This window comes from Micrococcus sp. 116 (assembly GCF_902506395.1).
Taxonomy (GTDB): Bacteria; Actinomycetota; Actinomycetes; order Actinomycetales; family Micrococcaceae; genus Micrococcus; species Micrococcus luteus.
Genome location: NZ_LR732370.1, coordinates 1,134,000 through 1,154,475 on the forward strand (window position 1 = coordinate 1,134,000; position 20,476 = coordinate 1,154,475).

A 20,476-nucleotide genomic window follows, 5' to 3' on the forward strand; every position below is an offset into this window, starting at 1 on the left:
CGCCGCCCCCGCCGCCCTGCCGCCGGCCGACCGACTGCCCGGCTGGGACCCGGCGTGGTCCCGCCTCGTGGAGATCCGCTCCGCCGCGGACCCGGAGGGGACCGTGCGGACGCTGCACGTGGCGGACACCGGTCCCGTGCTCGCCGCGGCCGGGGCCGAGATAGTCGGCACGATCGTGGCGGTGCACGGCAACCCGACGTGGTCCTGGCTGTGGCGGTCCCTGCTCGCGGAGACCGTGCGCCGGGCACGCCGGGGCATGGCCGCGTGGCGCGTCGTGGCGCCGGACCAGCTGGACATGGGCTTCTCCGAGCGCCTCGCGCACGCGGGCTCCCCGTCCGCCGCGTCGATGGGCCGTGCCGGCGACACCTACCGCACGCTGGGCGGCCGCATCGCCGACCTGGACGCCCTGCTGGCGGCCCTCGGGCTGCGCGACCTGGCAGCCACCGGCCACCCGCTGATCACGCTCGGCCACGACTGGGGCGGCGTCGTGTCCCTCGGCTGGGCGGCGCGTCATCCGGAGCTGGTGGCCGGCGTCGCGACCCTGAACACCGCGGTCCACCAGCCCGCGGGGGCGCCGATCCCCGCCCCGCTGCAGGCCGCCCTCGCCGGGCCCGTCCTGCCGGCCTCCACCGTCACCACGGACGCCTTCCTCTCCGTGACGACCTCCCTCGCCACCCCGGCCCTCGACCGCGAGACGCGGGCCGCCTACCACCTGCCCTACGACACGGCGGCCCGACGCGGCGGCGTCGGCGGCTTCGTCGCGGACATCCCGGCCGACCCCGGCCACGGCAGCCATCCCGAACTGCAGCGGGTGGGCGAGGACCTCGCCGCCCTGGGCCGCACCGACGTGCCCGCCCTCATCCTGTGGGGCGCCGACGACCCGGTCTTCCTGGACCGCTACCTCGACGACCTCCGCGACCGCCTGCCCCACGCGCGCGTGCACCGCTACGAGCAGGCGGGGCACCTGCTCGTGGACGACCGCGACATCACCGCGCCCCTGCTGCAGTGGGCCCAGCTGCTGCGCGGCGGCCAGCTCGCCGACCCCGCCTCGGGGCTGCCGGGCCCCGTCCCGCACGCCACCGCCGACGCGGCCGCCGACCCGGGCCTGGAGGTGGACCTCGGGGAGGAGCCCGGAGCCCGCGAGCCCGGCGTGGTCCGGCTCTGGGACCACCTGCGCGACTGGGGCGCCCCCGGCTCGGACCACCGCGAGTACACCGCGCTGGTGGACATGGCCGGGGCCCAGGCCGGCCGCTCGCTCGTGGGCACCGCCCGCCGACCCGTGGCCGTCACCTGGGGTGAGCTGCAGGAGATGGTCTCGGCCATCGCCACCGGGCTGTGGGCCGCGGGCATGCGGCCGGGCGACCGGGTCGCCATGCTCGTGCCGCCGGGCCGCGACCTGTCGGCGGCCCTGTACGCCGTGCTGCGCGTGGGTGCCGTCGCCGTGGTGGCGGACCAGGGCCTCGGGGTCAAGGGCATGACCCGGGCAATGAAGTCGGCCCGCCCCCGCTGGATCATCGGCCGCACCCCCGGGCTGACGCTGGCCCGCGCCCAGTCCTGGCCGGGCACCCGGATCTCCGTGACCGAGCCGGGCGCCGCCCAGCGCCGCCTGCTCGACGTCTCCGACTCGCTCTACGCGATGATCGACCGCCACCGCGACCCGGCCGCGGGCGACGCCGTCGACGAGCACGGCACCGTGCTGCCCGAGCCCGCCCTGGACGCGGACGCCGCGGTGCTGTTCACCTCCGGCTCCACGGGCCCGGCCAAGGGCGTCGTGTACACGCACGAGCGGCTGGGCCGCCTCGTGGCGCTGATCTCCCGCACCCTGGGCATCCGCCCGGGCGGCTCCCTGCTCGCCGGCTTCGCCCCGTTCGCGCTGCTCGGGCCCGCCCTCGGCGCCGCGTCCGTCTCCCCGGACATGGACGTCACCCAGCCGGCCACCCTCACCGCGCAGAAGCTGGCCGACGCCGCGATCGCCGGGCAGTCGAGCGTGCTGTTCGCCTCCCCCGCCGCCCTGGCGAACGTGGTCGCGACCGCCGACGGCCTCGACGCGCCCCGGCGCGAGGCCCTCGACGCCGTGCGCCTCGTGCTCTCGGCCGGCGCCCCCGTGCACCCACAGCTGATGCGTCAGGTCTCGGACCTGATGCCGAACGCCCGGGTCCACACGCCGTGGGGCATGACCGAGGGGCTGCTGCTCACGGACATCGACGGCGACGAGGTGCAGCGCCTGCGCACCGCCGACGACGAGGGCGTCTGCGTGGGCTCCGCGCTGCCCACGGTGTCCCTGGCCATCGCGCCGCTGCTCGAGGACGGCAGCGCCGACGACGTCATCCTCGACCCCGCGCGGGGCCACGGCGTCCTCGGCGAGATCGTGGTCAGCGCCCCCCACCTGAAGGACCGCTACGACGCGCTCTGGCACACCGACCAGCAGAGCAAGCGCGACGGGCTGTGGCGGCGGGACGGCCGGGTGTGGCACCGCACCGCCGACGTCGGCCACTTCGACGCCGAGGGCCGCGTCTGGCTCGAGGGTCGGCTCCAGCACGTGATCACCACGCCCGAGGGCCCGATCGGCCCGGGCGGGCCCGAGAAGACCGTCGACGCCCTCGGGCCGGTGCGGCGCAGCGCCGTCGTCGGCGTCGGGCCCCGGGGCACGCAGGCCGTGGTCGTCGTCGTGGAGGCGGCCGTGCCGGCCACGCGCCCGGCGCGGCGCCCGGGTCACCACCGGGACGGCCGGCCCAAGCAGGGCCTCGCCCCGACCGCGCTGGCCTCCGCCGTGCGCGCGGCCCTCGAGCCGCTGCCGGTGGCCGCGGTGCTCGTGGCCGATGAGATCCCCACGGACATCCGGCACAACTCCAAGATCGACCGCGCCCGGGTGGCCGACTGGGCGGAGGCCGTGCTCGCCGGCGGGAAGGTGGGTGCGCTGTGAGCGGCTTCGGCTACGACGTCGACCTCGACGCCGCCGGGATGCCCGACCTCGTCGAGCGCCTCGCGTCGCGCCGCGTCCTGGTGACCGGCGCCTCGGGGCTGCTGGGTGCGGGCGTCGCCCGGGTGCTCGCCGATGCCGGCAACGACGTGACCACCCTGCAGCGGCGTCCGTCGGGCGTGCCCGGTGCGCGGGACGTGCGCGGGTCCGTGACCGACCCGGCCGCCGTCGAGGAGGCCCTGACCGGCGCGGACACCGTGGTGCACGTGGCCGCGAAGGTGTCCGTGTCCGGCCCCGAGCACGAGTACGAGGCCGTGAACGTGGAGGGCACGCGCATCCTGTTGCACGCCGCACAGCGCCACGGCGTGCGACGCTTCGTCCACGTCTCCTCCCCCTCCGTGGCGCACGCCGGCGACTCCATCGTCGGCGAGGGCGCCGGAGCCGCCAGCCCCGAGCACGCGCGCGGACCCTACGCGCGCACGAAGGCGGCCGGCGAGCGACTGGCCCTGGCCGCCGACCGCGACGACTTCCGCGTCCTGGTGCTGCGCCCCCACCTGATGTGGGGGCCCGGGGACCTGCAGCTCACCGACCGGATCGTGCAGCGCGCGCGGGCCGGGCGAATGCCCGTGCTCGGCACGGGCGCTCCCCTGGTCGACACGCTGTACACGGCCAACGCCGTCGAGGCCGTGGTGGCGGCTGTGTCCGCGGCCGACGTGCACCACGGCGAGGCCCTCGTGGTCACCAACGGCGAGCCGCGACCGGTCGGCGAGCTGATCCGCCAGATCGCGCTGGCGGGCGGCGCCGCGGAGCCCGAGCGCCGCGTCCCGGCGGGCCTGGCCCGGCGCGCCGGTGCCCTGATCGAGCGGGCGTGGGAGCGGGATCTGTTCGGGCTGCGGTCCCGGGGCGTGGGCTCCGACGACGGCGAGCCGCCGCTGACCGAGTTCCTCGCCGAGCAGCTCTCGACCGCCCACTGGTTCGACCAGCGTCGCACCCGTGAGGTCCTCTCGTGGACGCCGACCGTGAGCATCGACGAGGGCCTGCACCGCGTCGCGGCGTACTACCGCGACCGCTGACGCCCGCCGCGGCCGGAACGAGCGCCCGTCCCGAGCTTTCGTTCGGGAAACGGCGCGGGTCACGCCGCTTTCGTTCGGGAAACGGCGGCGGCCGCGCCGCCGTTTCCCGAACGAAAGCGGAGGGTCAGGCGTCGATGCGCTCGCGGTCCAGCTCGTCGGCGTGGGAGACGATGAAGTCCTTGCGCGGGGCCACCGCGGAACCCATGAGCAGGTCGAAGACGCGCTCGACGGCCTCCACCTCGGCGATGTTCACGCGGCGGAGCATGCGGTGGCGCGGGTCCATGGTGGTCTCGGCCAGCTGGTCGGCGTCCATCTCGCCCAGACCCTTGTAGCGCTGGATCGGCTCGCGATACGAGCGGCCCTCCCGCTCCAGGCGGGCGAGCGTCGCGTGTAGCTCCTGCTCCGAGTACGTGTAGATGACCTCGCGTTCCTTGACGCCCCGGGTCACCGCCTCGATCCGGTGCAGCGGCGGGACGGCCGCGTACACGCGCCCGGCCTCGACCATGGGCCGCATGTAGCGGAAGAAGAGCGTCAGCAGGAGGGTGCGGATGTGGGCACCGTCCACGTCCGCGTCCGTCATCAGCACGACCTTGCCGTAGCGGGCCGCATCCAGGTCGAAGCTGCGCCCCGCACCACCTCCGACGACCTGGATCAGCGCCGCGCACTCGGCATTGGCCAGGATGTCCGAGACGGAGGCCTTCTGCACGTTCAGGATCTTGCCCCGGATCGGCAGCAGGGCCTGGAAGTCGGAGGACCGGGCCAGCTTGGCGGTGCCGAGCGCCGAGTCGCCCTCGACGATGAACAGCTCGGAGGAGGCGACGTCGTTGCTGCGGCAGTCCGCCAGCTTGGCCGGCATCGTCGAGGTCTCCAGGGCGTTCTTGCGCCGCTGGTTCTCCTTGTGGGTGCGCGCGGAGATGCGCGACTTCATCTCGGCGACGACCTTCTCCAGCAGCGTGTGCACCTGCTGCTTCTGGGCGCGGGCCGTGGAGGTGAGGCGGGCGGTCAGCTGCTTCTCCACCACTTGGGAGACGATCCGCCGCACCGCGGAGGTGCCGAGGATCTCCTTGGTCTGCCCCTCGAACTGCGGCTCGGCGAGCCGCACCGTCAGGACGGCGGTCATGCCGGCCAGCACGTCGTCCTTCTCCACCTTGTCCGACCCGGCCTTGAGCCGGCGCGCGTTGGCCTCCACCTGGGCCCGGAACACCTTCAGCAGTGCCGCCTCGAACCCGGACTGATGGGTGCCGCCCTTGGGCGTGGCGATGATGTTCACGAAGGACCGGAACACGGTGTCGTAGCCGACGTCCCAGCGCAGGGCGACGTCCACCTCGCACGTGCGCTGCACATCCTGCATGGAGGTGCGCCCGTCCTCGCCGAGCACCGGGACCCGCTCCTTGAAGGTGCCGGAGCCCTGGATCCGCCACACGTCCGTCACCGGGGTGGCGGGCGTGAGGTGCTCCACGAACTCGGAGATGCCGCCGTCGTACTGGAAGACCTCCTCGACCGGGCCGTCGGCGCCGGGCGTGCCGGGTCGGCGGCGCAGGTCCTTGACTGTGATCCGCAGGCCCGGGATCAGGTAGGCGGTCTGGCGCGCCCGCGCCTGGAGCTCCTCGGCGGAGAACGTCGCGTCCTTCACGAAGATCTGCTCGTCCGCCCAGTAGCGCACGCGCGTGCCGGTCTGCCCGCGCTTGGCCTTCCCGACGACGTCCAGCGGCGAGGCGTCCGTGGACGGCTCGAACGGGGCGTCTGGCGACGGGCGCGACCCGTCCTGGAAGCGGCCCGGCTCGCCGCGCCGGAACGACATCTGATGGACCTTGCCGCCGCGCAGCACCTGCACGTCCAGGCGCGAGGACAGGGCATTGACCACCGACGCGCCCACGCCGTGCAGGCCACCCGAGGCGGCGTAGGAACCGCCGCCGAACTTGCCGCCGGCGTGGAGCTTGGTGAACACCACCTCGACGCCGGACAGGCCGGTGCGCGGCTCCACGTCCACGGGGATGCCGCGCCCGTTGTCCTCGACCTCGACGGAGCCGTCCGGATGCAGGGTGATCTCGATCGACTGCCCGAAGCCGGCCAGAGCCTCGTCCACCGAGTTGTCGATGATCTCCCAGAGGCAGTGCATGAGGCCGCGGGAATCGGTGGAGCCGATGTACATGCCCGGCCGCTTGCGGACGGCCTCGAGCCCCTCCAGCACGGAGAGGTGGCGGGCGTTGTACTCGGTGTTCGCGGGCACGGGGCGGGCCTTTCGGTGGACGACGGCGGCCGGTCCAGCCTACTCCGCGGGCCGGACACGCCAGGGTTCGGGCCGGACGTCCCTGGGCAGCCCGGCCCGGCTGCCCGCGTACGCGGGTGGCGAAACGCGGGTGCGGGGCGGGCGCGCGGGGAAGTTCCCTGCCATCCTTGCTGTTCCATGGGACAAGAGGAGGACCGACCCGCCCCACCGGCGTCGTCGCCCTCCAGCCCCGAGAGACCCGAGGAGGACACCATGTCCATCACCGCCGTGGCCGAGCCGGCCGCCCTCACCCGTTCCGACCGCTGCGACCGCTGCGGCGCGCAGGCCTACGTCCGCGCCGTGCTGCACTCGGGCGGCGCCCTCCAGTTCTGCGCCCACCACGCCCGCGCCGTCGAGGACGCGCTGCGTCCCCAGGCCGCGCTGTGGCAGGACGAGACGGACCGCCTCACCGCCGGCGCCTGACGCGCCCGGCATGACGAAGGGCCGGACCCCCGCGGGGGTCCGGCCCTTCGTCATGCCGCTGCGACTCAGTCCAGGTAGTCCCGGAGCACCTGCGAGCGGGAGGGGTGACGCAGCTTGGACATGGTCTTCGACTCGATCTGGCGGATGCGCTCTCGTGTCACTCCGTAGACCTTGCCGATCTCGTCCAGCGTCTTGGGCTGGCCGTCGGTCAGGCCAAAGCGCATGGCGACGACACCGGCCTCGCGCTCGGAGAGCGTGTCCAGCACCGAGTGCAGCTGCTCCTGGAGCAGCGTGAAGGAGACGGCGTCCGCGGGCACGACGGCCTCGGAGTCCTCGATCAGGTCGCCGAACTCGGAGTCGCCGTCCTCGCCGAGCGGGGTGTGCAGGGAGATGGGCTCGCGGCCGTACTTCTGCACCTCCACGACCTTCTCCGGGGTCATGTCCAGCTCCTTGGCCAGCTCCTCCGGGGTGGGCTCGCGGCCGAGGTCCTGGAGCATCTGCCGTTGCACGCGGGCCAGCTTGTTGATGACCTCCACCATGTGCACCGGGATGCGGATGGTGCGGGCCTGGTCCGCCATGGCGCGGGTGATGGCCTGACGGATCCACCACGTGGCATACGTGGAGAACTTGAAGCCCTTGGTGTAGTCGAACTTCTCGACGGCGCGGATCAGGCCGAGGTTGCCCTCCTGGATGAGGTCCAGGAACAGCATGCCGCGACCGGTGTAGCGCTTGGCCAGGGAGACCACCAGACGCAGGTTGGCCTCGAGCAGGTGGTTCTTGGCCTTGCGCCCGTCCGCGATGATCAGCTGGATGTCCCGGCGCTCGCGGTAGTCGTCGGAGGCCTCGTGCTGCACGACGTGCTCGGCGTAGAGGCCGGCCTCGATGCGCATGGCCAGGTCCACCTCCTGCTCGGCGTTGAGCAGGGCGACCTTGCCGATCTGCTTCAGGTAGTCCTTCACCGGGTCCGCCGTGGCGCCCGCCACGACCACCTGCTGCACCGGGGCGTCGTCCTCGGAGTCGTCCATGACGAACGCGCCCTTGGACTGGGCCACCTTCTGGCCTGTGGCGGCCGTCGTGCCGGTCACGGCCTCCGCGTCCATCGCCGGACGCTCCGGAGCGTCCGAGCCGTCCGCGTCCTCATCATCAGAGTCTTCGGTGGCGGTCTCGTCCGCCACCACGTCCTCCTCGACGGCGTCCGCGGCCTCGGTGCGCTCGCGCGCCTGGACGAGCTCCTCGTCGTCCTCGGCCTGCTCGGCGGAGGCGGCGGACGCGGTGGCCTTCTTGCCCCCGGTCGTGGCGGTCTTCTTCGCGGCGGTGGTCTTGGCCGTGGCGGTGGTCTTGGCCGCGGTGGGCTTCCGGGTCGCCTTCTTCTTGGCCGTCGGCGTGGCAGCGGTCTTGGTCGCCGCCGACTTCGTCGCGGTCGTCCGCGTCGTGGCGCCCTTGGTCGTGGCGCTCTTCGTGGCTGCCGACTTCTTGGCTGCCGACTTCTTGGCTGCCGTGGAGCGGGTGCGCGTGGTCGTGGCCTCGGAGGCAGTGGTCTCCTTGCCGTCCTGCACACCGCTGGTCGTCGAAGTGGTCACTCGAGGCCTTTCCGTCTCGTCCGCGGCCACCCGCGGATCCTTGCAGTCCATAGACACGTGACCCTGTCAAGTCGCGGCCTCGGACGACCGACGTCGTCCGGGCCCGCCGACTGCAGGGTCCGTGAGTGCCAACGACGGCTGAGACCGATCTATTCCGAACCCGGGAAACGGGCTGCGGTCGGCCGTGCCGTCGTGAAGCCGCATCATTCTCTCATGGGCGGCCACCGTCGGGCCGCCACGCGGTGGCCGGGTCGGTCGCCCAGCCGGCGACGCACCCCGCGGCCACGATGCGTCGCAGGACGGAGACGAACGGGTCGCCGGGACTCAGCGCCGCCGCCGCGGTCAGGTGGGCGTCCGCGTCGGAGCCGTGGCCGCGGGCCCAGCCGACCCACCCGGCCAGTGCCAGGGCCTGAGCCGCCACGGCCGGCGTCGCGACGGGCACGAGCGCGCGCAGCCCCGCCCGCAGGGCGTCCAGCCGGTCCCAGGCCGGCGCCCGGCGCGAGGCCGCGGTGAGGATCCGTTCCTCGTCCCCCGGATCCCCCGTGGCCGCGCCGGACGGCGCGGCGGCATGGAGCAGCAGGCCGTCGCGCCAGGCCGGACGCGTCAGCGGCGAGCCCAGCACGGCGGGGGCGGGCGCACCGCGGCCACGCGCCGTGCCGGTCAGCACCGGCTCCCACTGCGCCAGCCACGCGCGGCGTGCCGGGGGCGCGTCCTGCTCGGGCGGCCGCCACCGCGCGTCGTCGGGCCGGGCCGCGGCGGGACCACGACGCGGGACCGGGTCGGACACCGCCGCGCGGTCCCAGACCGAACCGCGGGTCATCAGGTGCAGGGACAGCGGCGCGGCTCGGGGGTCGAGCGGGCCCTCCTCGGCGATGCTGCTCCCCCACCAGGGGCGCGCCCGTCCGTGCGCGCACGTCCAGGCCGCGGCCAGGGGGCGACCCGCGGACGCCAGGGCGTCGTCGAGCGCCGCGGCCCAGCCGGGACGGGTCAGCGTGGCTCGGGCGCCGTCCGGCAACGCGAGGCAGAGCGTCGCGTCCGCTGCCGCGTCCCGCCGGCACACCTCGGCCACGGCGCAGGCCCAAGCGTCGACGTCGACCTCCTCGGGAGGCAGATCGACCCGCACCACAGCGCGCAGGCGCCCGTCGTGCAGGGTGAGGAGGACGAGGCTGTCCTCGGGCAACCGCCCGAGGGCGTGGCCGACGTAGGCGAGCAGGTCCTCCGGGCCGCGGGCCGGCAGGACGGGGGCGTCGAGCGAGGTGGGGGCTTCCATGCCGCCACCCTCGCCGACCGGGCCCCCGCGGTGGAATCAGTCCCCGTCGTCGGTGGACGGACGGCCGGGTCCGTCCTCCTGTGCAGGAGCGGACCCGCCGCCGGCGTCCCGCGCGGCGAGGTACGCCTCGACGGCGGAGGCGAGTTCGTCCCCGTCGGGCAGGCCCTGCTCGGTCTCCAGCAGCGACCGCTCCTGGTCCTCGGCGTTCTGGTCGTAGTTGCGCTCCAGGCCGGCGATCATCTGCTGGATCTCCCCGGACCCGGAGACCTGGCGCTCCAGCTCGGCCTCGATGTCCCGCGAGGCGTCTCGCAGGTCGTCCGAGGGCAGCATGAGCCCCATGGCGGCCCCCGCGTACTCGAGCGCGGCCACGGCCGCCTGGGGGAAGGACGCCTCGGCCACGTAGTGCGGCACATGGACGGTGTAGCCCGCCGTCGGCAGGTCCGCCTCCTCGGCGCGCAGCTCCAGCATCTGCAGCAGCCCCGCGACGATGTCCGCCTGCGGGCTCCAGGTGGACAGCCCCTCGACGGCCTCGGCGCGGGACCCGTGGGTCGTGACCCCGAGCCGCCGCGTGTGCGGCACGGGCAGCGGGGCCGCGTCGAGGAACGTGAGCGAGTCCACCTCCCACTCCTGCGCGAGGCCGAGCACGGCCTCCGTCACCGCCTGCCACCGGAAGTCCGGCTCGGGGCCGGACAGCAGCAGGAAGGGGTGGCCGAGCAGGTCCTCGACCAGCTGCACCTCGAGCGCGGGCAGGCGCAGATCGCGGTAGCGGTCCCGGTCGAACCGGAGCCGGGGACGCCGGGCGCGGTAGTCGAACATCGAGTCGACGTCGAAGGAGACGACGGTCCGATGGGTCAGGTGCTCATGCAGGGCGGCCCGCACCTGCCGAGCGACCCGGCCCGCGTCCATGTGCCCGGTCAGGGCCACGAGCATGCCCAGGCCGGGGGGCACGGGCGCCCCCTCATGACGGGTGTACAGCGGCGCGGCGTCCTGCACGTCTCGTTCCCCTTCCGGTGGTCTGTCTGCGGGAGAGCCGTCCCCGCCGCCCGGATGGCGACGGACGCGGATCCCTCCCTATCCTCTGGCGTCAGTCAACCACGGCACGGCACCCTCCTATTCCGCGCCCGCGCGCCCTGGACGGGCGCGCGAGCCCTCTGGCTAGGATGACGCGGGACGGCCCCGTGCTCCTGACGGACGCGCTGCCGGCCGAGGCGGCCACCGCCCTCGAGGCCTCGTTCGAGCTGCTGGGCGTGCGGGGCGCCGAGGACGAGGTCCATCGCCTGCCGGGCCTGGGCGGCGTGCCGGTGCCGCTGCTGGTCCTGGCCGGCGTCGGCGGTCTGGACGACGACGGCGAGGCCGCGGACGAGTCCCTGCGCCGCGCCGCCGGGGCTGCCGTGCGCTCCCTGGCCGGCACCGACGCCGTGGCCCTGGCCCTGCCGGCCGACACCCCGGCCCGACTGGCCGCCGTCGCCGAGGGCGCCGTCCTGAGCGCGTACGCCTTCACCGCCCAGAAGTCCGAGCGCGCCCGCGCCGAGACGGACACGTCCCGTCCCGTCCGCGAGGTCGAGGTCGTCACCCCGCTCGCCGCCGCGGACGCCGACCCCGTGCTGCGCCGGGCCGCCGTCGTGGGCGACGCGGTCTGCGCCGTGCGCGACCTGGTGAACACGGCCCCCTCGCACCTCTACCCGGCCACGTTCGCGGACGCGGTCACGGAGGACCTCGCGGACTCGTCCGTGAGCGTGGACGTGTGGGACGAGGACCGCCTGCGCGCCGAGGGCTTCGGCGGCATCCTCGCGATCGGCCAGGGCTCCTCCCGCCCGCCGCGGCTCGTGCGCATCGAGCACGCGCCGGCCGACGCCGCCGCGCACATCGCGCTGGTGGGCAAGGGCATCACCTTCGACACGGGCGGCATCTCGCTGAAGCCCGCCGCCTCGATGATGACGATGAAGTCGGACATGGCCGGCGCCGCCACCGTCTTCGCCGTCGTGCGCGCCGCCGCGGCCCTGGACGTCCCTGTGAAGGTGACCGGCTGGCTGGCGCTGGCCGAGAACATGCCCTCGGGCACCGCCATCCGCCCGTCCGACGTCATCACGATGTACGGCGGCAAGACCGTGGAGGTCATGAACACGGACGCCGAGGGCCGCGTCGTCATGGCCGACGCCCTCGTGGCGGCCACCGACGAGCGCCCCGACGCGGTGCTCGACGTGGCCACCCTCACCGGCGCCCAGCTGGTCGCCCTCGGCGTGCGCCACACGGGCGTCATGGGTGACGACGCGCTGCGCGACGAGGTCGTCGCCGCGGCCGACGCCGCCGGGGAGCTCGCGTGGGGCATGCCCCTGCCGGAGCAGCTGCGCGCCTCGCTCAATTCGCGCGTCGCGGACATCTCCAACATGGGCGACCGCTTCGGCGGCATGATGACCGCCGCCACCTTCCTGCGAGAATTCGTCGACGCCGGACGGCCGGAGGGCGACGCCGCCGCGCGGACCCCCTGGGCCCACCTCGACATCGCCGGTCCCTCCTTCAACGAGTCGGCCGCGTACGGCTACACCCCGCAGGACGCCACCGGCGTGATGGTGCGGACCCTGTTGGGTCTCATCGAGGGGCGTGCCCGGTAAGGTTGGTCCCGATGTCCACCGCATCCCCGGCCGCGCGGCCCGCCGCCGACGGCCGGGGGTGGCGGTGACGCACCACCACCACGATCCACCGAACCCAGCACCAAGGAGCAACACCGTGGCCGACAAGGCAACCGCTCAGGAATTCGACGTCCTCGTCCTCGGCGGTGGCTCCGCCGGGTACGCCGCAGCCCTGCGTTCCGTGCAGTACGGCAAGTCCGTCGCCCTCGTGGAGAAGTCCAAGGTCGGCGGCACCTGCCTGCACTGGGGTTGCATCCCCACGAAGGCCTACCTGCACGCCGCCGAGGTGGCCGATGAGACCCGCAACGCCGCCAAGTTCGGCGTCAACGCGACCCTCGAGTCCGTGGACATGGCGAAGGTGCGCGACTACAAGGACGGCATCGTCGCCGGCAAGCACAAGGGCCTGGCCGGCCTGCTGAAGATGCGCAAGGTCCAGGTCATCGAGGGCGAGGGCAAGCTCGTCTCGAAGAACGAGGTCGAGGTCGACGGCACCCGTTACACGGCGGAGAACATCGTGCTGGCCTCCGGCTCCGTGGCCAAGACCATGGGCCTGCCCATCTCCAAGAAGATCATGACCTCCACGGAGGCCCTCGAGCTGGACTACACCCCGAAGTCGGCCATCGTGCTCGGCGGCGGTGTCATCGGCTCCGAGTTCGCGTCCCTGTGGAACTCCTTCGGCGTCGACGTCACCATCATCGAGGGCCTGAAGACCCTGGTCCCCAACGAGGACCCGGCGATCATCAAGGTCCTCGAGCGCGAATTCAAGAAGAAGGGCATCAAGACCAACCTGGGCACGTTCTTCGACAAGGTCGAGGAGACCGACTCGGGCGTCAAGGTGACCCTCGCGGACGGCAAGGAGTTCGAGGCCGAGGTCTGCCTCGTCGCCGTCGGCCGCGGCCCGAACACCGAGGGCCTCGGCTACGAGGAGCAGGGCGTCAAGATGGACCGCGGCTTCGTCCTCACCGACGAGCGTCTGCACACCGGCGTCGGCAACATCTACGCCGTGGGCGACATCGTCCCCGGTCTGCAGCTGGCGCACCGCGGCTTCCAGCAGGGCATCTTCGTGGCCGAGGAGATCGCCGGCAACAAGCCGATGGTCGTCGAGGACATCAACATCCCGAAGGTCACCTTCACCGAGCCGGAGATCATGTCCGTGGGCTACACCCAGCCCAAGGCGGAGGAGAAGTTCGGCAAGGACAACGTCGAGGTCGCCGAGTACAACCTGGCCGGCAACGGCAAGTCCTCGATCCTCGGCACCGGCGGCATCATCAAGATGATCCGCCAGAAGAACGGCCCGATCGTGGGCGTGCACGGCATCGGCAAGCGCATCGGCGAGCAGATCGGCGAGGCGCAGCTCATCGTGAACTGGGAGGCCTACCCCGAGGACGTCGCCCAGTTCGTGCACGCGCACCCCACGCAGAACGAGGCCCTGGGCGAGGCCGCCATGGCCCTGTTCGGCCACCCGCTGCACAGCTGACCCACCGCACTGACCATCCCGGGTCCGTGCGTCGGGCCCACCTCGCAACCCCGGGTGGGCGCCCCCGGCGCCCACCCCTCATGAGGAGCATCGGAACCATGTCTGAAACCGTGAACCTGCCCGCCCTGGGCGAATCCGTCACCGAGGGCACCGTGACCCGCTGGCTCAAGGCCGTCGGCGACGAGGTCGCCGTCGACGAGCCCCTGGTGGAGGTCTCCACCGACAAGGTCGACACCGAGATCCCGTCCCCCGTGGCCGGCGTGCTCGAGGAGATCCTGGTCGAGGAGGACGACACGGTCGAGGTCGGCGCCCCGCTGGCCACGATCGGCGACGGCTCCGGCGGCGGCTCCGCCGACGCGTCGGAGGACGACGCCGCGGCCGAGGAGCCCGCCGTCGAGGAGGCGCAGCAGGACGACGCCCAGCAGGAGCCCGCAGGCGAGCCGGCCCCGGAGGAGCGCGCCTCCACCGACCAGGGCTCGGACGAGGCCCCGTCGGCCGGCGGCGAGGCCTCCGAGGTCACCCTGCCCGCGCTGGGCGAGTCCGTGACCGAGGGCACCGTGACCCGCTGGCTGAAGTCCGTCGGCGACGAGGTCGAGGTCGACGAGCCGCTGCTCGAGGTCTCCACCGACAAGGTCGACACCGAGATCCCCTCCCCCGTGGCGGGCACCCTCCTGGAGATCCGTGCGGAGGAGGACGACACCGTCGAGGTGGGCGCCGTCCTCGCGCTCGTCGGCTCCGGCTCCGCCGGCGGCGGCTCCGCCCCGTCGGAGGGCTCCTCCGGCCAGGACGAGGCGTCCGCCGAGGAGATCGAGGACAAGGCGACCGAGGCCGAGGCCCCCGAGGAGACCGAGGAGGCCGCCGAGGCCGCCGGCGCCGAGAAGTCGGAGAAGACGCCCGAGGCGTCCCCGTCCGAGGAGGCCTCCCGGCGCGAGTCCGCTGAGCGCGACTCCGCGCAGGCCGAGTCCGCCGAGGCGCCCTCCGCCACCGAGCCCGGCCAGGGCTACGTGACCCCGCTGGTGCGCCGCCTGGCCCACCAGAACAACGTGGACCTGTCCACGGTCCGCGGCACGGGCGTCGGCGGCCGCATCCGCAAGCAGGACGTGCTCGCCGCCGCGCTGGCCTCGCAGGCCGCCGCGGGCGGGTCCGAGGCTCCGGCCGAGCAGGCCTCCGAGGCTGCCGCCCCGTCGTCGGCCCCGGCCGCTGCGTCCGCCCCGGCCGCGAGCTCCTCCGTGGACCCCTCGGTCCGCGGCGAGGTGGAGAAGGCGCCGCGCATCCGCCAGGTCATCGCCCAGCGCATGCGCGAGTCCCTCGACCTGTCCACCCAGCTCACCCAGGTGCACGAGGTGGACGTCACCCGCATCGTGCAGCTGCGCAAGAAGGCCAAGGCCTCCTTCCAGCAGCAGGCCGGCGTGAACCTGACGTACCTGCCGTTCATCACCAAGGCGGTCGCCGAGGCCCTCAAGCAGCACCCCAAGCTGAACGCGTCGTTCTCCGAGGACAACAAGGAGATCACCTACCACGCGTCCGAGGACATCGCGATCGCCGTGGACACGGAGAAGGGGCTGCTGGTTCCCGTCATCAAGGACGCCGGCTCCCTGAACCTGACGGGCCTCGCCCAGAAGATCGCCGACGTGGCCGAGCGCACCCGCACGAACAAGATCTCGCCGGACGAGCTCTCGGGCGGCACGTTCTCGATCACGAACATCGGCTCCGTGGGCGCGCTGTTCGACACGCCGATCATCAACCAGCCGCAGGTCGCGATCCTGGGCACCGGTGCGATCGTGAAGCGCCCCATGGTGGTGACCGACGCGGACGGCAACGACTCGATCGCCATCCGCCACATGATGTACCTGTCCCTGACCTACGACCACCGCCTGGTGGACGGGGCCGACGCGGGCCGCTTCCTGACGACGCTGCGTCAGCGTCTCGAGGGCGGCGAGTTCGCCAACGAGCTGGGTCTCTGACGGAAAGGGAGAAGGACTGTGGATATCCTGCACAGCATCCTGGTGGCCGTGCACATCGTGTCCGCCGCAGCGATCGTGGGCGGTTGGTTCGCGCACTTCCGCAACCCGACCGTCACCACCTCGCAGTGGTGGGGCTCCGTGGGCATGATCGTCTCCGGCGTGGTGCTTTTCGGCCTCGCCATGAGCGGGGAGCCGAACCACATGAAGCTGGGCGTCAAGTTCCTGATCGGCGTCATCGTCTTCGTGGCCGCCCTGATCGGCCGCCGCAAGTCCAACCGCGGGGAGGTCGTGCCCACGGGCCTGGCCCACGCGGTGGGCGGTCTGGGCCTGGTGAACATCCTGGTCGCCGTCCTCTGGCAGTGATCAGCCCAGGCGGCTGACGCCGCACCACGCCGCGGGCCCCGGGGAGCTTCTCCCCGGGGCCCGCGGCGTCCCCCCGTCTGGACCGCCGGCCTCCGGCGCTGGATCCGGGCCCGGGGTCAGCGCGGATCGACGGTCTCGACCCGCCACGTCCGACCCGCCGCGCCGCCGTCCCGCCCCTCGGGGCCCTCTCCGTGGCCGCTGCGCAGGACCAGCACGACCTCCTCGGCCGTCGCCTCCCGATGCGCCGCCACGCGTCCCGCGCGGTCCAGCACGGTGTGGGCCGACGTCCGGAGCACGGCGTCGACACGCAGCGCGTCGTCCCCGGCCCGCCGGGCGGGTCCGGCCTGCTCCACCGTCACCTCGAGGCCGGAGAAGGCGAACCCCTCGTCCGTCAGCCGGCGCAGCAGATCCCGGTCGTTCTCCCACGCCGGTCCCCCGGGCACGGCGTAGGCGTCCAGTCGCGCAGGCTCCGGGTCGATGAGCGCGGCAGTCCGGGCGTGGCCGACCGCGGCCAGCGCCTCGCCCACGTCGACGGCGTCCTCCCCGGCGGCGTCCTCCCCGGGGGCACCCGCGTCCGGCACCCTCGCCGGCGTCCCGCTCTCCGGCGTCCCGTCCGCCGGGCGCGCCGCGTCCACCGAGGTGCCGGCCGGCACCGCGCCCGCCGGCTCCGGCGCCCCCTCCGTCGCGTCGCCCAGGGACGCCGGCCACCACAGCCCGGCGGTGCCGCCGCCGACAGCCAGCGCGGTGGCCAGCCCGGCGGCCACGAGGACGCCCCGGCGTGGCGCCGCCCCCCGTCGGCGCGCGAGCGCGCGCCGTCTCGGAGCCGCGCGTCGTCCCCGGCGTCGCCGCGTGAACCCGGAGCCCGGCAGCACCGTGGGCAGCAGGTGCGCCACCTCGGCGGGGGCGGCCTCTCCCAGCGGGACCGGCTCGGGCCGGGCCGTCGCGTATACGGCTGCGGCGGCCTCCTCCGCGCTCGGCCGCGCCGCCGGGTCCGGGGAGAGCGCCGCATCGAGCAGCAGCGCGAGCTCGGGGGACGCTTCGGGGACCAGGACGGGCAGCGGCGCCCGATGCCCGGCGGCGCCCGGCGCCCGACCGGTGAGCGCGTACCAGCCCAGGGCGGCCCACGCATGGACGTCACTCGGCGCCCCCACCGCCGGAGACGCCCCCGGTTCCGCCCCCCCACCGCGGCGAGCGCCTCGGGGGCCGCGAAGCCCGGCGTCGCCCCGGCCCCCGACGCCCCGCCGACCACCCGGGCGACGCCGAGGTCGGCGAGGGCCGGGCTGCCGTCGACGCCGAACAGGACGTTCGCCGGGGACACGTCGCCGTGCACCACCCCCTCGCGGTGCAGGCACGCGAGAGCCTGGGCGATCGGGACGAGCACGGTGACGGCCTGCCCCGGGCTCAGGGGTCCGACCCGCTGCACCATGTCCTGCAGCGTGCCGGCCGCGCGGTGCTCGGTGAGGACCCCGAGGCCCCGGTCCGTCTCCACCACGCCGAGCACGCGCAGCAGATGGGGATGCGCGACCCGTCCGGCCTGCGCCTCCGCCGCCAGCGCATCCGGCGCCGCGCCGGCACGGGGCACCTTCAGGGCGGCCCGGACGCCCCGACCGTCCTCGACGAGCCAGACCTCCGCCTGGGCGCCCGCGCCGAGCAGCCGGACGGGTTCCCAGCCCGGGGCGCGCGGCGCAGCCGTGCCCGGCTCCGACGACCTCTCCGGTTCGGTCTCCGGCCCGCCGCCGACGCGTCCGGCCGCGCCGCCGTCCGCCTCGTCCCAGTCCCGCATCGGTCTCCCCTCTCCGCCGCGCCGTCCGTTCCAGCCCAGGGTGCCGCATGCCCCCGAGCGTCACGGCGGTTGTCCACAGGTCCGGGCCCGAGGACTACAGTGGACGTCATGCCCGAGACACCCCTGCCGCCCCTGCGCGTGCTCGGCCTGGCGCCCGACCTGGTGGACTACCACGCCGCCTGGGACGCCCAGCGCGCCCTGCACGCGGACGTCGTCGCCGGCCGCTCCGACGGCGAATTCCTCCTCCTGGAGCACGAAGCCGTCTACACGGCCGGTCGTCGCACCGAGGACGCCGAGCGCCCCACGGACGGCGCCCCCGTCGTGGACGTGGACCGCGGCGGCAAGATCACATGGCACGGGCCGGGCCAGCTGGTCGGCTACCCCGTGGTCCGGCTGCGCGACCGTGCCCACGTCAAGGACTACGTCTGGTTCCTCGAGGAGCTGCTGATCCGCACCGCCGCCGAGTTCGGCGTCACGGCCGTCCGCGTGGACGGGCGGGCAGGCATCTGGGTCCTCGCGGACCGGGACGACGACGGCACGGCCCGCCCGGACCGCAAGGTCGGCGCCATCGGCCTGTCCATCCACGACGGCGTCTCCATGCACGGCTTCGCGCTGAACTGCTCCAACTCCCTGGCCCCCTACGAGGGGATCATCGCGTGCGGCATCACGGACGCCGCCACCACCACCCTGTCGGTCGAGACGGGCCGGACCATCACGCCGGCCGACGTCGTCCCGGTGCTCACCCGTCATCTGGACGAGCTCGGGCCGGCGTACATCGCCGTCACCCCCACGGAAGGAATCCCCGCATGAGCCTCGCCCCCGAAGGCCGCCGCCTGCTGCGCGTGGAGGCGCGCAACGCCGAGGTGCCCGTCGAGCGCAAGCCCGAGTGGATCAAGGCCAAGGTCCACATGGGCCCCGAGTACATCGGCCTGAAGAACAAGGTCAAGTCCGCCGGCCTGCACACCGTGTGCGAGGAGGCCGGCTGCCCCAACATCTTCGAGTGCTGGGAGGACCGCGAGGCCACGTTCCTCATCGGCGGCGACATCTGCACCCGCCGGTGCGACTTCTGCGACATCACCTCCGGCAAGCCGCGTCCCCTGGACATGGAGGAGCCGCAGAAGGTCGCCGAGAACATCCGCGAGATGGACCTGCGGTACGCCACCGTCACGGGCGTGGCCCGTGACGACCAGAAGGACGGCGCGGCGTGGCTCTACGCGGAGACCATCCGCCGCATCCACGCGCTCAACCCGGGGACCGGCGTCGAGATCCTGCCGCCGGACTTCGGCGCGGTGCCGGAGCTCGTCCAGCAGGTGTTCGACGCGCGGCCCGAGGTGTTCGCGCACAACCTGGAGACGGTGCCGCGCATCTTCAAGCGCATCCGCCCGGCCTTCACGTACGAGAAGTCCCTCAAGGTGCTCACGATGGCCAAGGCCGACGGGCTCGTCACCAAGTCCAACCTCATCCTGGGCATGGGCGAGGAGGACCACGAGATCGACCAGGCCCTGGTGGACCTGCACGAGGCCGGCTGCGACATCATCACCATCACGCAGTACGTGCGGCCCTCGAAGCTGCACCACCCCATCGACCGCTGGGTGAAGCCGCAGGAGTTCGTCCAGTGGTCCCAGCGCGCCGAGGAGATCGGCTTCCAGGGCGTCATGGCGGGCCCGCTGGTGCGCTCGTCGTACCGCGCGGGCAAGCTCTACGCGCAGGCCATGCAGCGCCTCGGCCGGACCCTGCCGGAGAACCTGGCGCACCTGGCCGGGGAGAAGACCGCCCGCCAGGAGGCCTCCGCCGTCGTCGCCCAGATGTCCTGAGCCGCCCGACTAGACTGGACCCCGTCATGACGAAGAACAGCCAGCCCCCCGCGTCCTCCTCCGGCTCCACCTCCGCCACGCTCAAGGAGGTCAAGGCCATGCAGCGCGAGCGTCGCCTCCGCGAGAAGGAGCAGGCGAAGGCCCAGCGCCGGGACAAGCGCGCCACGAAGGGCCCGGGCGTGATCTCCCAGCTCAAGCAGGCCTACGCCATGACCAAGGCGCACGACCCCAAGGTCGGACTGTGGATGCTGCTGGCCTTCCTGGGCGCCCTGGTCGTCGGCCTCGTCATCGGCTTCCTCCTGGACAACTGGATCACGTGGCTGCTCATCGCGATCCCGTTCGGTGTGCTCGCCGCCGTCGTCATCCTGAACCGGAAGGCGCGCCGCGCCGGGTTCGCCCAGCTCGAGGGCCGCCCCGGCGCCGCCGGCGCCGCGCTCTCCACGCTGGGCCGCGGCTGGATCGTGTCCGAGCAGCCGGCCGCCGTGAACCCGAAGACCCAGGACCTCGTCTACCGCGCCGTGGGCCGGCCGGGCGTCGTGCTGGTGACGGAGGGCCCCTCCCCCCGCGTCGCCGCGCTGGTGGTCAAGGAGGAGAAGGCCATGCGCCGCTTCCTGCCCGGCGTGCCCGTCACCGTGGTGGAGTCCGGCAACGGCCAGGGCCAGGTCCCGCTGCACGAGCTGCCCGGCACGCTCAAGGGCATGAAGAAGGCCCTCACGGCGCAGGAGGTCCAGGCCGTGGACAAGCGTCTGACCGCGCTCAACACCAACCGGCTGCCCATCCCCAAGGGCGTCGACCCGAACAAGGTGCGCCCGAGCCGCCGCGCGATGCGCGGCCGCTGAACCGCCCGCAGACGACAGGGGCGCCCCGCCGACGCACGGCGGGGCGCCCCTGTCGTGTGCGGGCGGGACGG

General features: G+C 73.8%; 15 protein-coding genes and 1 pseudogene. 10 read left to right on the forward strand and 6 right to left on the reverse strand.

Annotated elements, in window-relative coordinates; translation table 11 throughout:
• Together CITRIK5_RS05285 and CITRIK5_RS05290 are read left to right on the forward strand one after the other, a co-directional pair.
• On the forward strand, positions 1–2,923 hold a 2,923-nt coding region (locus tag CITRIK5_RS05285; RefSeq protein ID WP_236557144.1), incomplete at its 5' end, for an alpha/beta fold hydrolase.
• Positions 2,920–3,993 carry an NAD(P)-dependent oxidoreductase gene (locus tag CITRIK5_RS05290; protein WP_095694668.1) on the forward strand — a complete coding sequence of 358 codons (1,074 nt, stop codon included), beginning with the start codon at positions 2,920–2,922 and terminating at the stop codon, positions 3,991–3,993. The genes CITRIK5_RS05285 and CITRIK5_RS05290, both read left to right, overlap by 4 nt.
• Positions 3,994–4,117: 124 nt before the next feature.
• Here CITRIK5_RS05290 and CITRIK5_RS05295 read toward each other — a convergent pair whose 3' ends face one another.
• Positions 4,118–6,223 carry a type IIA DNA topoisomerase subunit B gene (locus CITRIK5_RS05295; RefSeq protein ID WP_159833201.1) on the reverse strand — a complete coding sequence of 702 codons (2,106 nt, stop codon included), beginning with the start codon at positions 6,221–6,223 and terminating at the stop codon, positions 4,118–4,120.
• Positions 6,224–6,475: 252 nt separating this feature from the next.
• On the opposite strand from CITRIK5_RS05295, the gene CITRIK5_RS05300 reads away from it, so the two are divergent.
• The gene (locus CITRIK5_RS05300; protein WP_002858172.1) at positions 6,476–6,685 is read left to right on the forward strand and encodes a hypothetical protein; all 210 of its coding nucleotides are present in this window, start codon (positions 6,476–6,478) and stop codon (positions 6,683–6,685) included.
• Between the two features lie 65 nt (positions 6,686–6,750).
• Here CITRIK5_RS05300 and CITRIK5_RS05305 read toward each other — a convergent pair whose 3' ends face one another.
• From CITRIK5_RS05305 to CITRIK5_RS05315, 3 genes are all read right to left on the reverse strand, one after another.
• On the reverse strand, positions 6,751–8,316 hold the full coding sequence (locus tag CITRIK5_RS05305; protein WP_205805457.1) for an RNA polymerase sigma factor: 1,566 nt from the start codon (positions 8,314–8,316) through the stop codon (positions 6,751–6,753).
• Positions 8,317–8,476: 160 nt separating this feature from the next.
• Positions 8,477–9,535, reverse strand: a complete 1,059-nt coding sequence (locus CITRIK5_RS05310) for a DUF4192 family protein (protein WP_159833203.1) — start codon at positions 9,533–9,535, stop codon at positions 8,477–8,479.
• A 36-nt stretch (positions 9,536–9,571) separates the two neighbouring features.
• A complete protein-coding gene (locus CITRIK5_RS05315) occupies positions 9,572–10,528 on the reverse strand; it encodes a PAC2 family protein (RefSeq protein ID WP_036384622.1) in 957 nt (318 codons plus the stop codon).
• Positions 10,529–10,695: 167 nt separating this feature from the next.
• Between CITRIK5_RS05315 and CITRIK5_RS05320 the strand changes: the two genes are divergently transcribed.
• The 4 genes from CITRIK5_RS05320 to CITRIK5_RS05335 all read left to right on the forward strand — a co-directional run bounded on the left by CITRIK5_RS05320 (position 10,696) and on the right by CITRIK5_RS05335 (position 15,969).
• Positions 10,696–12,147: a leucyl aminopeptidase gene (locus tag CITRIK5_RS05320; RefSeq protein WP_159833205.1), complete on the forward strand. Its 1,452-nt coding sequence runs from the start codon at positions 10,696–10,698 to the stop codon at positions 12,145–12,147.
• A gap of 115 nt (positions 12,148–12,262) precedes the next feature.
• Positions 12,263–13,642, forward strand: a complete 1,380-nt coding sequence (gene lpdA / locus CITRIK5_RS05325) for a dihydrolipoyl dehydrogenase (RefSeq protein ID WP_036336938.1) — start codon at positions 12,263–12,265, stop codon at positions 13,640–13,642.
• 98 nt (positions 13,643–13,740) lie between these two features.
• Positions 13,741–15,606, forward strand: a complete 1,866-nt coding sequence (sucB, locus tag CITRIK5_RS05330) for a 2-oxoglutarate dehydrogenase, E2 component, dihydrolipoamide succinyltransferase (RefSeq protein ID WP_060774488.1) — start codon at positions 13,741–13,743, stop codon at positions 15,604–15,606.
• Between the two features lie 18 nt (positions 15,607–15,624).
• A complete protein-coding gene (locus CITRIK5_RS05335; protein WP_010078527.1) occupies positions 15,625–15,969 on the forward strand; it encodes a hypothetical protein in 345 nt (114 codons plus the stop codon).
• Between the two features lie 116 nt (positions 15,970–16,085).
• Here the strand turns inward: CITRIK5_RS05335 and CITRIK5_RS12155 are convergent, their stop codons facing one another.
• Entirely contained in the window at positions 16,086–17,120 is a 1,035-nt protein-coding gene (locus CITRIK5_RS12155) for a hypothetical protein (RefSeq protein WP_236557145.1), read from the reverse strand.
• 95 nt (positions 17,121–17,215) lie between these two features.
• A pseudogene (locus CITRIK5_RS12160) lies at positions 17,216–17,752 on the reverse strand (protein kinase); the annotation flags it as partial.
• Between the two features lie 108 nt (positions 17,753–17,860).
• On the opposite strand from CITRIK5_RS12160, the gene lipB reads away from it, so the two are divergent.
• The 3 genes from lipB to CITRIK5_RS05355 are packed head-to-tail and all read left to right on the forward strand — an operon-like array spanning position 17,861 to position 20,405.
• Positions 17,861–18,562, forward strand: a complete 702-nt coding sequence (gene lipB / locus CITRIK5_RS05345; RefSeq protein ID WP_036314221.1) for a lipoyl(octanoyl) transferase LipB — start codon at positions 17,861–17,863, stop codon at positions 18,560–18,562.
• A complete protein-coding gene (lipA, locus tag CITRIK5_RS05350) occupies positions 18,559–19,566 on the forward strand; it encodes a lipoyl synthase (RefSeq protein WP_002857341.1) in 1,008 nt (335 codons plus the stop codon). Before lipB ends, lipA begins: the two co-directional genes overlap by 4 nt.
• 26 nt (positions 19,567–19,592) lie before the next feature.
• Positions 19,593–20,405 (forward strand): DUF4191 domain-containing protein, encoded by an 813-nt coding sequence (locus CITRIK5_RS05355; RefSeq protein ID WP_095694671.1) that lies wholly within the window; start codon positions 19,593–19,595, stop codon positions 20,403–20,405.
• Positions 20,406–20,476: the final 71 nt, after the last annotated feature.